General features: G+C 30.2%; 16 protein-coding genes, 3 pseudogenes and 1 riboswitch. Of the genes and pseudogenes, 7 read left to right on the top strand and 12 right to left on the bottom strand.

Annotated features, from left to right (window positions below; all coding sequences use genetic code 11):
- Positions 1–103: 103 nt before the first annotated feature.
- The 8 genes and pseudogenes from G9F72_RS19465 to G9F72_RS19500 all read right to left on the bottom strand — a co-directional run bounded on the left by G9F72_RS19465 (position 104) and on the right by G9F72_RS19500 (position 5,273).
- Positions 104–577, bottom strand: a complete 474-nt coding sequence (locus G9F72_RS19465) for a hypothetical protein (protein WP_164958378.1) — start codon at positions 575–577, stop codon at positions 104–106.
- Positions 578–1,069: 492 nt separating this feature from the next.
- Positions 1,070–1,753 carry a GGDEF domain-containing protein gene (locus G9F72_RS19470; RefSeq protein ID WP_164958379.1) on the bottom strand — a complete coding sequence of 228 codons (684 nt, stop codon included), beginning with the start codon at positions 1,751–1,753 and terminating at the stop codon, positions 1,070–1,072.
- Between the two features lie 131 nt (positions 1,754–1,884).
- A pseudogene (locus tag G9F72_RS19475) lies at positions 1,885–1,992 on the bottom strand (DUF255 domain-containing protein); the annotation flags it as partial.
- Between the two features lie 195 nt (positions 1,993–2,187).
- A complete protein-coding gene (locus tag G9F72_RS19480; protein WP_164958381.1) occupies positions 2,188–2,868 on the bottom strand; it encodes a hypothetical protein in 681 nt (226 codons plus the stop codon).
- Between the two features lie 12 nt (positions 2,869–2,880).
- The gene (locus tag G9F72_RS19485) at positions 2,881–3,048 is read right to left on the bottom strand and encodes a hypothetical protein (RefSeq protein ID WP_224676183.1); all 168 of its coding nucleotides are present in this window, start codon (positions 3,046–3,048) and stop codon (positions 2,881–2,883) included.
- 111 nt (positions 3,049–3,159) lie between these two features.
- The gene (locus G9F72_RS19490) at positions 3,160–3,552 is read right to left on the bottom strand and encodes a nucleoside 2-deoxyribosyltransferase (RefSeq protein WP_164958382.1); all 393 of its coding nucleotides are present in this window, start codon (positions 3,550–3,552) and stop codon (positions 3,160–3,162) included.
- Positions 3,553–3,671: 119 nt separating this feature from the next.
- Positions 3,672–4,487, bottom strand: coding sequence for a sugar nucleotide-binding protein (locus G9F72_RS19495; RefSeq protein ID WP_164958383.1), 816 nt, complete (start codon positions 4,485–4,487; stop codon positions 3,672–3,674).
- A 132-nt stretch (positions 4,488–4,619) separates the two neighbouring features.
- Positions 4,620–5,273 (bottom strand): hypothetical protein, encoded by a 654-nt coding sequence (locus G9F72_RS19500; protein WP_164958384.1) that lies wholly within the window; start codon positions 5,271–5,273, stop codon positions 4,620–4,622.
- A gap of 435 nt (positions 5,274–5,708) precedes the next feature.
- Here G9F72_RS19500 and G9F72_RS19505 point away from each other — a divergent pair, with 435 nt between their 5' ends.
- From G9F72_RS19505 to G9F72_RS19515, 3 genes are read left to right on the top strand one after another with little or no spacing between them, the layout of a single operon-like run.
- Entirely contained in the window at positions 5,709–6,092 is a 384-nt protein-coding gene (locus G9F72_RS19505) for a GntR family transcriptional regulator (RefSeq protein ID WP_164958385.1), read from the top strand.
- Positions 6,085–6,957: an ABC transporter ATP-binding protein gene (locus G9F72_RS19510; RefSeq protein ID WP_164958386.1), complete on the top strand. Its 873-nt coding sequence runs from the start codon at positions 6,085–6,087 to the stop codon at positions 6,955–6,957. Before G9F72_RS19505 ends, G9F72_RS19510 begins: the two co-directional genes overlap by 8 nt.
- Complete coding sequence (locus G9F72_RS19515; RefSeq protein WP_164958387.1) at positions 6,941–7,594, top strand: ABC-2 transporter permease; 654 nt, start codon at positions 6,941–6,943, stop codon at positions 7,592–7,594. Before G9F72_RS19510 ends, G9F72_RS19515 begins: the two co-directional genes overlap by 17 nt.
- A gap of 810 nt (positions 7,595–8,404) precedes the next feature.
- Here G9F72_RS19515 and G9F72_RS19520 read toward each other — a convergent pair.
- A pseudogene (locus G9F72_RS19520) lies at positions 8,405–8,566 on the bottom strand (DUF255 domain-containing protein); the annotation flags it as partial.
- Positions 8,567–8,803: 237 nt separating this feature from the next.
- Positions 8,804–8,899: riboswitch (guanidine-I (ykkC/yxkD leader) on the top strand.
- Positions 8,900–9,001: 102 nt separating this feature from the next.
- On the opposite strand from G9F72_RS19520, the gene G9F72_RS19525 reads away from it, so the two are divergent.
- From G9F72_RS19525 to G9F72_RS19540, 4 genes and pseudogenes are all read left to right on the top strand, one after another.
- Complete coding sequence (locus G9F72_RS19525; RefSeq protein ID WP_164958389.1) at positions 9,002–9,325, top strand: DMT family transporter; 324 nt, start codon at positions 9,002–9,004, stop codon at positions 9,323–9,325.
- A 107-nt stretch (positions 9,326–9,432) separates the two neighbouring features.
- Positions 9,433–10,140, top strand: coding sequence for a B3/4 domain-containing protein (locus G9F72_RS19530; RefSeq protein ID WP_164958390.1), 708 nt, complete (start codon positions 9,433–9,435; stop codon positions 10,138–10,140).
- 18 nt (positions 10,141–10,158) lie between these two features.
- Positions 10,159–10,362 (top strand): annotated as a pseudogene (locus G9F72_RS19535) (radical SAM protein); the annotation flags it as partial.
- Between the two features lie 144 nt (positions 10,363–10,506).
- On the top strand, positions 10,507–10,830 hold the full coding sequence (locus G9F72_RS19540; protein ID WP_164958391.1) for a CC/Se motif family (seleno)protein: 324 nt from the start codon (positions 10,507–10,509) through the stop codon (positions 10,828–10,830).
- A 431-nt stretch (positions 10,831–11,261) separates the two neighbouring features.
- Here G9F72_RS19540 and G9F72_RS19545 read toward each other — a convergent pair whose 3' ends face one another.
- The 3 genes from G9F72_RS19545 to G9F72_RS19555 form a co-directional block, all read right to left on the bottom strand.
- The gene (locus G9F72_RS19545; RefSeq protein WP_164958392.1) at positions 11,262–12,056 is read right to left on the bottom strand and encodes an ABC transporter permease subunit; all 795 of its coding nucleotides are present in this window, start codon (positions 12,054–12,056) and stop codon (positions 11,262–11,264) included.
- Positions 12,057–12,072: 16 nt separating this feature from the next.
- Entirely contained in the window at positions 12,073–12,990 is a 918-nt protein-coding gene (locus G9F72_RS19550) for an ABC transporter ATP-binding protein (protein WP_164958393.1), read from the bottom strand.
- Positions 12,991–13,250: 260 nt separating this feature from the next.
- Positions 13,251–13,790: a nitroreductase family protein gene (locus G9F72_RS19555; RefSeq protein ID WP_164958394.1), complete on the bottom strand. Its 540-nt coding sequence runs from the start codon at positions 13,788–13,790 to the stop codon at positions 13,251–13,253.
- Between the last annotated feature and the right edge of the window lie 78 nt (positions 13,791–13,868).

Below are 13,868 nucleotides of genomic sequence, written 5' to 3' on the forward strand. Positions count from 1 at the left end.
TTAGTTTTATCGACTTCCATTAGCATAACCCATTTCCATTATAATTGATTTACTATTTAAGAAGGTTTAGTTTTTATGCTTTATTTTTAGTCTTTCCTTACCCTTAATGTGTTTCTTCTATCTGTTTATCCCGTTTTATAGTCTTTAATATAAAGCATGCTCCAATTCCTATTTGTAAAGTATATAACACAATTGGAACTATAGCCCAATATATATCATTTACCAATTGACCCAAATCTAAAAATAGCCTTATTACTGATACGTATGATGCTACACTTTGCACCCCACCTACTATAAGCAACACACCAACTATTATATAGTTCAACGATTTACAATCAATACTACTATCACCATGTACTTTTCTTTTTAGTACATTTGAAATTACCGCTAAACACAGTATAGTCACTACTAAGACTGCATACGTCAGTGCATTTGAACTAAGTGCCCCAAATAATTGCCTGCTATCTTTAAAAAGTAAATTTGAAAAAATTACGCTCAAAATAGTCACCATAGTGCTGATTATATAATAGAATAAGGCTACATCAACAGAAACTTTTATTTTTTTAATTTTATTCATGCTTTAACCACCCCTTTTATTAATATTCAGTAGAAAGTGATAATAGTTTTTTTTCATAACTTATTGGATTAAAATAACTTTTACATGATACTATATACTTTTATAAATATCTCCATACAAAAGGTTGCTTTAGTTAATCCTAATTATTTTATAACTACATTACTTAATAACCATTTAAAAAAGCACAAAAAAATAACACCAACAATTATGTCAGTGCTTATATAAAAGCAGTTTCGGTGGTTTTCATTTTTTATAAATTGCAGTGTTTAGGTTACATGACACCAGTAACATGTTGATTTACTACATAATCTTGTTATTTGTATCGTTCCATTTATTTTATATTTTGTCAATTATATCTAGAAAAACTATCAGATATAATCTGATAGCTTTCTTTCTATAAAAAGTTTATATCAATTTTTACATCAGCTCCATCCACACAATTGACTCTATAATATTAATTATCAAATACAATGCTCTTTGTCTACACATAAATCAATAGGCATCTAAAAATGCCACTGAATTTTTAATGGTCTTCGCCTTATATAACGCTTTATCAGCTGAATCTATAAAAGCACTTATATCCATTTCATTTCCAATTGAAGTAATTCCTATACTAGCAGTAACTTTAAAAAAGATATTATTATAAGAAAAATCATGGCTATGTATATTTCTTCTAATTCTATCTGCAATTTTAAATGCATCGTTGGTATTCACTCCAGGAAGAGTTATAACAAATTCGTCTCCACCCCATCTAGTGGCTATATCAATAGTTCTAATATTATATTTTAAAACATTTGAAAACTGTTTTAAGATTTCATCCCCTGCAATATGACCGTATGTATCATTAATATTTTTAAAGTTATCTAAATCTATCATTAGAAGAGAAATATGTGACGGCTCTTTTTTCAGTTGTTCCATTAAATCAGATATGCTCGCATAAAAAAAGTCCCTGTTGTTCAATTGAGTTAACGTATCTATATGCATAGATTTGAGAAAAGACCGTGTTACTTTTCCAAGCTTAAGTATGAATATAATATCAATACATCCTGATGATAACCATATTAGCAACATTAAATAATTAGGTAAGTATAATGTAGCTATGTATCCTAATATGTGTAAAAGTAATATGAATACTGATGATATGATGGGAAAAAACTTAATAAGAAGCTTATTCATTAGTAACACCCCCGCTAATATATACGTGGGCTACGCTAAATATAGGAGGGTACAAAAGTAAAATCTATTAAAAAGGGGACATCCATAGATTTGTGTAAATCAAATCTATGGATGTTTTTTTATGTATGATTAGCCTTTTGACTCCATGGGGACCAACTAACAGGATTGTTAGCATGCTGTAACAAATAAGGAGATTTTTCGTTTATCAATCCATTGGGTACTCTATTTAAGTTAGTCATTTTATCACCTTCCTTCTATAAACATAATAATCTTTACTATACCCAAGAAATAAGATGATACTACTTTTTATTATAGTAGTTTATATAGTGTAAGAATACCATGATAGTTATAAACCTTAAAAATACAAAGCATTACGACTTAAACTCATGAAATTGCAGATGAATTTTACTTGCCATTACATATTTATTAGCAGTTTAATTAGAACCATATGTTTGAGTTATTAAATGCACAGTAAGAGCTTTTCCTTGTACTGGATAACTTTCTGCTACTTCTCCATCAAATACTATTTCTGCTGTTTGTCCTACTATAATATCTGAAATGTCTAAAAGTGTACTTAGTTTATTTTCTGTTATTATTGTTCCTTTTGGTATTGTTACACTTGCTTTGTCGTATATAGTGTCATTCTCTACCTTGCCCTCCACTAGTATAGTAATGCTATCTTTACCATTCACGATTGACGTCACTTTACCTCGTATGCCTATCTTTACAACTTTTGTAATTCTTAGGCTATTTAAACGTGCATTTACTATTATTTCGTCACCACTTAATTTGTTAGTCTCTTTTATATCTCCATATGAAAAATAAATAGGTGCACCGTCTTCTAAAGCATATACTGCTACGTACAATCCACTACCTACATCTCTTGTTTTTCCTAACTGCTTAATTATTTCTTCAAATGTCATACCCTTTTTTATCTCTTTTACAGTTGCTTCTTTAACCTTTCCTATATCATTACTTGCATTTATTAAATTCTCTGTTTCATGTTTTTGTCTAAGTGCAACTTCATCAGCTCCTCCTTTTATACACCCTGTTAGTCCTATAAATGTGATTGCTATTAATAGTACTGTAATAATTCTGCTCATTTTACTTCTCATTAAATGCACCCCTTATAAATCTATCTGATTGATACAATTGCAATTTGCACATATATTCAATAACTTACGTGTGTCTACATTTTTGTCTATTTCTCTGTATAGCCCTTCTTTATTTCCACACTGTGGACATTCATCAATAGATTGTTCTTGCAGATTTTCAGAAGGTAACCAACTGCTCAAAAATAAAGAAGAAACATTTACCCATGGGGTTTGATTTTTAGCTGAAACCTTCTATTAATGCAAATAAAACACTTGTGTCGTCCATAAAGAATGTTGTGAACTAATATTTAATTATTTTGCTGTGAGTATCTTAATGAGGCCATCAATTGTACCGAACAGGCGATGTACATTTGGCAGCCAATAAAAAGATGATGTATCATCTGTACATTTAAAGTATTTATCATTTTCATGCCATATAAAAACTTTCTTGTCTAAGGCCAAAGCCATGCCTAATTCTACGTGGGTTCCTCGTCCCTGTGGAGTCAAGACAATAACCACGTCAGCTTCCTTCACACCTTGAAACTCTTTTTCTGCGACTTCTTTCAATAATTCTGTGCTAATGCTTTTTACAGAGCCATGTTGTGTCCAATCATATGTATGAGTCCATCCTTGTTCTTTTAACCTATCTCTTATATACTGAACCTGTTCATAGTTTTCTAACTTTGAAGCAATATAAAATTTCATAGATTAATATACCTCCAAATATTTATTTCTTGTCTTGTTACAAAGTGCTTGTTATTACGCCATTTCCTACAGTTGTGTCTCAAGTTTAGAAAGTTGCGATATAACATCACAGAATACTATCAATTAATTAAATAAGTAATTACTGATTTATTTGTTAAACCTAACTGCTCTGGAAATTCATTGTTTCTCTTTGATAAGATTGCAAAGTATCCTTCTTCCTCAAAATTTTCTTCCATATCTGCATTATTAAAACCCAACCCCATTATTAATTCATTATACAGGTCCTTATAACTTATTATATCATCTGCTGCCAGATGAAAAATGCCCTTTAAATTATGCTGAATTATGTAAGATACCTTCTTCGCTATCACTACATCTGTAATAGTATTTAAAATTAATTTCGGATAAATGATAACTTTTTCATTATTGGTCAGTGATTTTAATAACTCTTTCATTCTTGGAGAATCTTTTCCCCAAACTTGTGGGAGTCTCAATATACAAGCATTATCATGTAATATTCCAGTAATTCTTTTCTCACAATCTATTTTGAATTTTCCATATTCAGTACAAGAACTTGGCAAATAATCTTCATAATGAGGTTTGGTTAAATCATTATCAAAAACATTTGTAGTAGAACAAAAATATAATCTACCACTACTTTTCTTTAGATATTCAGCAATTTTTGTATGTAAAATCAACTGTTTATCATAATTTCCCCTTAAACATGATATTATAATTTCAGGTTCTATAGTGTTCAATATACTATTTATGTTATCCAGACCTTCAATATTCAATTTAACAATTCTATTTTGGTTCAATGGAATTGGGATTTGAAAGTAGGTTGCATAAGTCTCAAATTCCTTACATTTATTTAATTCAGTAATTATTGCCTTTCCTACAAGTCCACTTCCACCTAACACTAAAACCTTGTGCATAAAAATTATACCCCCCGATAGTTTATTTCGCCATAATATACAAGGTTGCAATAATTATAAAGGCACAATTATTCAACCTTTTTGAAGAATGCGAAGCAACTTAAATGAATATTATATCTTTAGTAAAATACCTCACATTAATAAATTCTCAGATGGGTTATTATCATCTGTAGAATAAACAATAAATCTCGGCTCCTCAGATAGACAGTTGAACAAACTTTCAATAGAACAGTCTTGCCTTTTAATACCAAGGCTATCTGCAATGATTTGTTGAATCTTATAGAAATTAGGCATATCTTCTACTCTTTCTTTTATACACAATTCTATTATTTTTTGTATATCCCCATTATAGTGCTTTAATAATTTTAATAAATCCATCCAAAATGGATAAAAAATAATTAAAGATAATAACTCTTTCAAGTTATTTGATAATTTACCTGATTGACCCTCTGAACTCACATAAGCAATAGGAACGTTTTCATCTTCTATATCACCAATACCGCCAATAAATCCATAAACACCGCCTCCTTTATCCTTAGCAAATATGTTAAATTGTTCTTTTGAGTAGAATAAGTAATCTTCTTCATTTTCGCACATTATAAAATCACAGTATTGTTCCAACAAAGAGTAAACAAGTTTTTCCTGCTTGGAGTGAGGTTTTTCTGTAAGTGTGATTGGAAGTAAATTCTCTTGTTTTACCTCTTTGTTTTGACCTTTTCTTCCACTAATAAAGTATGCAGTTGGCCCGTCTGCCATCTTATCTACTTTATCAAATCTATTAGCCATTTTATTAATTCCTCCTGTTATGAAGTCTAAGTTCATCATAGATTACTATCCCGCATTAACCATATATAACCATTATATATTTATCCCTTATTAAATATCAATATAAAACCGATATATTAAAAACCCACATCTAACTGATATGGGTTTACTACTTGTGTCGTCCGTTAAGAAAAATGCGTAATACTATTTTAGTTTATATATTACAAATGATAGTATTCCTAAAAGAAAATTGTTTCTTATCAATATATCTATTAACTATAATTTGAATTATTTATATTGATTTTCTGTATAATGAATCAGAAATGCAATGGTTGAGTTACATGAATAACAATAATGATTAACTACGATGTTGACATTTTATAATGCAAGTGATAATGTTCAATATATACAGTAGTATCATTATAAGCACTTGTGAGATTATGAGGTGATTTAAACTTGCGAATTATTATAACAAACACATCAGGAAAACCTATTTATGAACAGATTAAAGAACAGATTAAAACAGCTATTCTAAGTGATGAAGTATACGAAGGAGATACGCTTCCATCCATTAGACAACTCGCAAAGGATTTGAAAATTAGTGTAATAACTACAACAAGAGCTTACACCGATTTAGAAGAGGAAGGATTTATAGTAACTGTACAAGGTAAAGGAAGTTTCGTTTTACCTAAAAACAATGAACTTGTGCAGGAACAGCTTCTTCGTAAGATTGAAGATAATTTTTTAGTTGCCGTAAATACTGGTAAGATTGCGAGATTAACACGTAAAGAGTTGCTACAAATACTTGAATTTATATTGGAGGGAAATAATTATGAATAATGCCATTGTAGTTAATAAACTATGTAAGGATTATGGAGATTTCTCGCTAAATAATATCTCTTTTTCTTTACCAACTGGTTATATCATGGGATTTGTAGGTCAAAATGGTTCAGGCAAAACCACGACAATTCGTCTAATCTTAAACATGACTGCTCGTAATAATGGTAATATTAGAATATTTGAAATGGATAATATTTTAGAGGAACAAAAAATCAAGCAGGGTATAGCCGTTGTTTTGGATGACATCTTTTTTGTGGAAAACTGGAAAGTTTATGAGGTGGAAAAAGCTGTTAAAGGTTTTTATGACAATTGGGACAGCACATTATTTCATCAATATTTAAATAGTTTCAATTTACCCATCAATAAAAAGGTAAAAGACTTATCTCGTGGAATGAAAATGAAGTTAATGCTTGCCGTTGCAATGTCTCATAATGCGAAACTGCTAATACTCGATGAACCCACAAGTGGGCTTGACCCTGTAGCCCGTGATGAACTTCTCGAAATATTAAGTGCGTATATTTCTGATGGACAAAGAAGCGTACTTTTTTCTACTCATATCACATCAGATTTGGAAAAAATTGCAGATTATATAACTTTAATAGATAAAGGCAATATTTTCTACACTGGAACGAAGGATGATTTATTGGAAAGTTTTTATGTAATCAAGGGTGGTTTAGATGAATTGACGAATCAGATACAGGAGAAGATTATCGGAGTTACTACCCATAACACTGGATTTACAGGATTAATGCCCGCTTCTGAAGTCAAAGACTTATCTAAAAATATCATTGTAGAAATATCTACCATTGATGAAATTTTAGTTTATATAAGCAAGGAGGATAAAAAACATGGGCAACATTATTAATTCAATAAAATTAGATTACTATATTCTTAAGTCGAACTTTAAGATTATTTTAATCGTTGTCTTTCTTGCAACGTTTATTGGAATTATGACATCCAATCCACCTGTAATAATGTATGTCATTTCGATTTATTCGGCAAACTTTATGGGTAGCATTTTTTCCATATGTGAAAAAAATAAACTAAATAAGTTGTATGGAGTTTTGCCTATAGGGAAACAACAAGTTGTAATTGGACGATATTTATTTACTTTGGCGTTTGGTGTGTTAAATGGAGTTATGGCAATAGTCTTGACATTAATTGTAATATACTTCCGTAATATCAACATCAGCAATCTTGCCTTTATATCCTATTTATCTAGTTCTTTTCTTCTTTTTTGCGTGTTTATTTCTGTGCAATTTCCCCTTTATTTTAAATATGAGTATTCCAAAATAACTGCTGTCGCTATTTTACCACCTGTTATTTTATTTATAATTGGCATTACTTTGTTTAAAAAAAATGCAGAACTTTTTAGCCCAATAATTAAGTATTTTATTCAAAACCAGAATATGATTTGGCTGATAGGAATATGTGTAGGTCTTATTATCCTTAGTATTTCATGCGTTCTGTCATGTGTCATTTATAAAAATCGTGAGTTATGATGGCTTAAATCCCCTCCATTAACATGCATCTATAAATTTTTTTATGATTAATGTATTCAGTCGTGTTTTTTTAACATAGTCACTTTTAATTAAGGCTATGTTTAAGATAAATGTTGAAAATTGATGTTTTCTGAATGTTTAGGTATAATAGCCCATACGAAGTATTGTTTTTTAATACAGAAAAGGATATTGTAAAAACTAAACATCTTTTAGTCCAGTCACACATATCTCATTCTGATACAAAATTAAAGGATTTTAAAATCACAGAAGCAATTTATATATAACTATGTTAAATATTTGAATATTCCCATTAGTAAGGTAATGTGAATCAAAAGGAGGAGAATTCAATGATAATTGTTACAACTGAAAATATTACAGGGTATAAGGTAACAGAAATCATGGTTCAAATATCCCAAATGGGTTTAAAAGGACTGAAGAAGTAACCATAGACCCGAACACTAATAAAAAACTTAGAGTTTACTATAACCCTACTACTGGTGAAAGATTTTATCATGAGGAGGATAATGGCAGATAAATTTTTTCGTATTTGTGAATTAAGGGAATCTATTCTTGGCTTCCTTTAAAAATTTATCATATTATCAACACTGTTATTGAACATAGCTTTAATTAAAGTTACATTTAAAAAAGCATAAAAAATAACACTAACAATAATATCAGTGCTTATATAAAAATGAAAACTCAATTCCAACTCTGTTTAAGCCATTGAATATCAACGATTTATGTTTATTCACAAATTGCGGTGTTTAGGTTACATGACACCAATGACATGTGCATTGAGTGAACCAATTAACTATACCCAATAGATAAAAAGACAGGCTTATGTTCAGCTTGTGCCTTTCTAAATGCTTCATCAGACCATGCGAACCAGTTTACAGGATTATGTGCATGTTGAAGAAGATATGCAGATTTCTCATTTATTAATCTATTGGGTACATTTGTTAAATTGTTCATAGGGCAATCACCTCCTAATTTTTATTTGTATTAGTGTATAGTATATCCTAACAGCAGTGCTTTAAGTTCCAAAACAAAAACACTTACTTACCAATCTATTAATTATAAGAATATATGGTAGTATAAATATATAGGTTTAGTCACAGTTGTAATTTTTTGCGAAGAAAGAATATTGTGTTGATTTAAGTGCTATAGTATGCTAAAATTCATTTATATTTGCAGATTATAATTATATATAGTTTAGTTTTCTAGGGTTCCGCAGTTTATAACTGGCAGGTCCGAGAGAAAACGCACAGTTAATTGTGTACACGGAAGGATAAAAGCCTGGGAGATATTTTAGTAATATTTCTTATGGCTTTTTTTTTATTTTCTTTTAAATAAGCCATGAGATATTACTATACTAATCTTAAATACTAATCTAGGGAGGTAAAGTTTATGGAATGGATTTATTTAGTTATAGCAGGTTTTTTCGAAGTAGGCTGGGCAATGGGGCTGAAGTATTCACAAGGATTTACAAAAATATTACCTAGCATATTAACAGTTATAGGAATGGTTGCAAGTTTCTATTTTTTATCATTGTCTTTAAAAAGCTTACCACTAGGGAATGCATATGCAATTTGGACAGGTATAGGAACTGTTGGTACTGTAGTCTTAGGTATTATTTTATTTAAAGAACCGATTAATGTAATGCGTATGATTTGTATTGTATTTATAGTTCTTGGAATCGTTGGTCTAAAATTAATATCAATAGACCAATAATCGTATATAGTTTAGAAATAGCAAAAAATAAGTATAATATTACCGAAAGATAAGTGATAAGGATAAAATATTTAGCTATCTCATTTTAATATGAAGGAGGAATTTAAATGAAAAAGTTTGTCATTGAAGATGATTTTTGGAGCCTATTTCCTAATACAAAAATCGGGATTGTTATTTGTCATGGCATAGTTAATTCTATAAGAGATAAAGAGCAATATGCAGAAATGATTTTAGAGGCAGAAAAGGAAGCCTTAAAATATTTGAAAAATGCAGAATTTAGCAGTAACGAAGTTATAAAAGTATGGAGAGAGGCATTTCAAAAGTTTAAAACAAAGAAGGGTGCAAGGTCATCAATTGAGGCGTTACTAAAGAGAGTGCATAATGGAAACCATTTAGGGACTATTAATCCACTAGTTGATATTTACAACTGTATTTCATTAAGATATGCATTGCCTTGCGGTGGTGAGGATATCGATACATTTGCTTCTGATATAAGATTGACTAAGGCAGTTGGAAATGAAAATTTTGTTACATTAGGAACGGATAAAAGTGAACCACCATATGAAGGTGAGATAATATATAAAGATAATGAGGGAGCAATTTGCAGGTGCTGGAATTGGCGTGAATCAGTAAGAACAATGCTTACTGAAAATACAACTAATGCTTTTTTATGTATTGAATTAACTGATGAAAGTAGATTAATAGAATTTCAGGACGCATTAAAAGAACTAGCAAAAGCAGTACAAGGCAATTTAGGTGGAACAAGCAAAATTTCAATTTTAGATATCAATAATAAGGAAGTAGTAATAGAGTAATTTTAGGAGGATATAGTAATGGGTGGTTTTAGTTATAAAGAGATTTATATTGAAGATGGTAAAAGGGTACTGGAAGTAAATATACTGCCTGAAAAGCATTGTAATTTTGACTGCATATTCTGCCCTATTGGAAGGTCATATAATAAAGTAGATACACAACAGTCATTTGATGAAATGGATGACTCATTAAGGGAATTAGAAAGTATGATAGAAAATAATAAGGTATCAGATGCATTTAATCTAACTTCTATGTCTTACTTTTACTTTGCTGTGTACCCGCAAGTTTTTATACATTCAGCGGAATATGAGTTATAATATGTTTAATTACTTTAAAAATAAAAAACTAAAGGAAAAGGGTGTGTTATTATGAATATAGAAATTAAGCATGGTGTTAAAAAGTATTTATATGAAAAAAGTGTTCAAGATATTTATATAGAAATGGACAATAGAGGCGGATGCTGCTCAGGACCTGTTTTTGTTCCTGTAGTCAAGTTAGGCAAACCAGCTTATAGCAACATGTATGACCTAATTGTCAAAGATGAAATTACATTTTACTTTCCTAAAAAAATGAGTAATGAAGAAACTGAAAACATTACGATTAAGCTTCGGAATATTTTAGGTTATAAGTCTTTAATTGTAAATGGAATACTTGCTTATAAACAAAAAACATGGGAAAAGAAAAAATATTGAAAACTTTCTTTTTGCAATTATTGAATAGATTTTTATACATATTTATATTTTTTAATAACGAAACTACCATAAAATTTATTATTTAAACAAGTATGACAGATAAATCAAAACTATATCAGTTTGAGTCTAGAATCATATCTGATAGTTTTCCTATATGAATAGGTTTAGATTCAATCTTCTCCATCTTTCTAAGAGCAGTTACAACATTATTTTACATAATAAAATAAAAATTAACCTCTAAATTTTCTTGAAAGCACTTTCACTGGCACCGTTTTTAGCGGTTTAGTTCTTGAATACTATTACGAATTAACTTTAAAATTCAATTTAACAGAGCAAATAAATGCTCTGTTAAAAAAACACTAAATTTCAACCATTTGTTGTGACAGAGCCAAATAAAATAGATTTTTCAAACAAAAACCAATAACCTATATTTAAATCAGCTTCTCAGGAATAAATTTAGAAGAAATCCTCTTTATTAATATATAATCAATTATCAGGAGAACAGCACCTGCTGTAAACATAATAAAATTATTGAGCATAATTACACCTGTCATTTGCCCTACCAATAGAAGAATTACAGGAAGAACAAGAATGCCGCTTACCTGCTGTGCTTCCTGAAAGGTTTTTGACTTTGCTGATACCATCACAGTGAAGGTTAAGGATAACAAATTAATTGCAGGTGAAATCCAAAGTATGATAATGAGCCATTTTGTATCTGGAAAAATAAGTTCTCCAAAATATATGAAGCCACCTATATTGATTACTATGCCAAAAGCTATAAATGAAAGCAGAGTTATAATATAGGATGGTATAAAAACGCCTAAAATCTTTGCCCTTAGCAGTTGTTCCATGGATATTGGTGTATAAAGTAGTGTCTCCATTGTCTTATGTTCTTTTTCGCCTACTAAACTGCTGGCTCCAATAATTCCTGAACACATTATGGGAATTATAAGAAAGTATGATGGAAACAAATAATTTATAGCAATTTTTATTACAAGTTGTGCAGGGCTATATGCCTTATATTCAGAAGGCAGCTTTTTTAGAAGAGATCCGACCCCTCTTAAAATATCTGAAACATCCCCGATATAATTGACACCGATAATTAATGCCATAGGTATGAGTACAGTGAGAACTAAGGGTACTATAGCCATTGGCAGAATTACCTGTTTTGAACTTGTTATCTCATTTAAATCTTTTTTAATTAATGCTTTTTCACTTCTATCCATATTAACCCCTCCATTATTACAATGTTACACCGTCGGCTGTGCCTTTTATATACATAAAATACAGCTGCTCCAGGGACCATTTCTGTTGCAGCACCTCATAAATTTCCCCACCGTTTGCTATTATATTATGTATAATAGCATTCACTTCGGCGTCCCCTAAAATAGATTTACTATATAGATTATTCTCCTCATGAATAAGTCCAAATTTCTCATAAATATTTTTTCCCCTAATTTTTAATTGAAGACTTGCATTTTTCTTTGACGCAAGTTCATCAAAAGTACCGAAGCCAAGAACATTACCATTATTTATAAACCCATACAATGTGCAAATATTTTCAGCGTATTTTAACTGATGAGTGCAAAGAAAGATTGTAACTTTATTTTCCTGCGCAAGTTCTTTTATAAGTTTTGAGACATTAAGTGCATTTTCTGGGTCCAAGCCAGAAGTAGGCTCATCAAGAAATAAAATTTGAGGATTGTGAATAAGAGCTATAGCTAGAGAAACTCTCTTCCTCATCCCTGTACTTAAAGCTTTAACCTTCTTATTTCTTACATCTAGTAATTCCAGCCTTTTTAAAATGAAATTTGCGCGTTCCTTCAGCAGCTTTTCTTCCACACCATGCATTCTTCCAAAAAATATTAGATTTTCCTCAGCAGTAAGATTTTCATAGCAGGAAGAACTTTCGGTCATAACTCCACATAATCTATGGAGTTCAAGATTATGTTCATTCACAGGCTTTCCTAAAATTTCAGCATGACCTGAGGTTGATGAAAGAATTCCATTGAGAATTCTAACAGTAGTAGTTTTTCCTGAGCCGTTAGGACCAAGAAAGCCAAATATTTCACCCTTGGGTATGTTGAGACTTATATTATTTAAAGCATTTATCTTTCCATCATAAGATTTTATAAGATTCGATATATTTATTGCATTCATTTTTTTCACCTCACAATTATTAAACGTACAAAGGGACAAAAAGTTCAAAAAATGTGTAATCTATATGCTTTAGTTAATCCAGATTCTTTTAAGGCTCTATTACTTAATAACCATTAAAAAAGCACAAAAAAAACACAGACAATTATGTTAGTGCCTGGTCCCAGGAAATAAAGAAGTAATATAACCTTATTACTTCTTTTTATAATGATTACCTACATAAGAATGTTGTAACTTAGTATGTTTAATTTTCATGTGTATTTTTACCAATTTTCATAATGTATTAGGTCTTCAAGTTTCTTGCGTGAACGCGCCTTTGGTGTTTCATTTTTATAACCAAGAGTAATAATGCCAACTACATATTTATCAGAAGGTATATTTAAAATCGGTCTGATTTCGTCTTGCACAAACCATGCAACCCAACAAGTACCTAATCCTAAGTTGTCAGCTTCAAGTAAAACGTGTCCTACGGAAATTGATGTATCTCTAATTATCTGTTTAAGTTCTTCTTGTGGACTATTTTCATTTAACGATATATCTACATCTTCTTCCATTCTACAACGTATATCTGCTACACATACAATAAAAACTGGAGCAGATAGCATCCATTTTTGATTATGAGATACTTCAGCTAATTTTTGTCTGCTTAATTCCGATTTTACTACAATGAAATGCCAAGGCTGTGTGTTGCTACCAGATGGAGCAAGTCTTGCACTCTCAATTAACTGAATTATTTTCTCATTTTCAACTGGTTTATCAATATATTTTCTTATGCTTCTACGCATTTTAATCTCTTTAATCATACTGTTAGATTCCTCCCATTAAAATATAATATTTAAAATTGATATGTAATAAAATACTATTGCATCACAGTTTAATGC

The sequence above is a fragment of the Clostridium estertheticum genome, assembly GCF_011065935.2.
Classification (GTDB): domain Bacteria; phylum Bacillota; class Clostridia; order Clostridiales; family Clostridiaceae; genus Clostridium_AD; species Clostridium_AD estertheticum_A.

Bases quoted from the DNA above. Each gene is read 5' to 3' on its own strand.
- G9F72_RS19465 (WP_164958378.1), bottom strand. From the start codon at position 577: ATGAATAAAATTAAAAAAATAAAAGTTTCTGTTGATGTAGCCTTATTC.
- G9F72_RS19470 (WP_164958379.1), bottom strand. From the start codon at position 1,753: ATGAATAAGCTTCTTATTAAGTTTTTTCCCATCATATCATCAGTATTC.
- G9F72_RS19480 (WP_164958381.1), bottom strand. From the start codon at position 2,868: ATGAGAAGTAAAATGAGCAGAATTATTACAGTACTATTAATAGCAATC.
- G9F72_RS19490 (WP_164958382.1), bottom strand. From the start codon at position 3,552: ATGAAATTTTATATTGCTTCAAAGTTAGAAAACTATGAACAGGTTCAG.
- G9F72_RS19495 (WP_164958383.1), bottom strand. From the start codon at position 4,487: ATGCACAAGGTTTTAGTGTTAGGTGGAAGTGGACTTGTAGGAAAGGCA.
- G9F72_RS19500 (WP_164958384.1), bottom strand. From the start codon at position 5,273: ATGGCTAATAGATTTGATAAAGTAGATAAGATGGCAGACGGGCCAACT.
- G9F72_RS19510 (WP_164958386.1), top strand. From the start codon at position 6,085: ATGAATAATGCCATTGTAGTTAATAAACTATGTAAGGATTATGGAGAT.
- G9F72_RS19515 (WP_164958387.1), top strand. From the start codon at position 6,941: ATGGGCAACATTATTAATTCAATAAAATTAGATTACTATATTCTTAAG.
- G9F72_RS19525 (WP_164958389.1), top strand. From the start codon at position 9,002: ATGGAATGGATTTATTTAGTTATAGCAGGTTTTTTCGAAGTAGGCTGG.
- G9F72_RS19530 (WP_164958390.1), top strand. From the start codon at position 9,433: ATGAAAAAGTTTGTCATTGAAGATGATTTTTGGAGCCTATTTCCTAAT.
- G9F72_RS19540 (WP_164958391.1), top strand. From the start codon at position 10,507: ATGAATATAGAAATTAAGCATGGTGTTAAAAAGTATTTATATGAAAAA.
- G9F72_RS19545 (WP_164958392.1), bottom strand. From the start codon at position 12,056: ATGGATAGAAGTGAAAAAGCATTAATTAAAAAAGATTTAAATGAGATA.
- G9F72_RS19550 (WP_164958393.1), bottom strand. From the start codon at position 12,990: ATGAATGCAATAAATATATCGAATCTTATAAAATCTTATGATGGAAAG.
- G9F72_RS19555 (WP_164958394.1), bottom strand. From the start codon at position 13,790: ATGATTAAAGAGATTAAAATGCGTAGAAGCATAAGAAAATATATTGAT.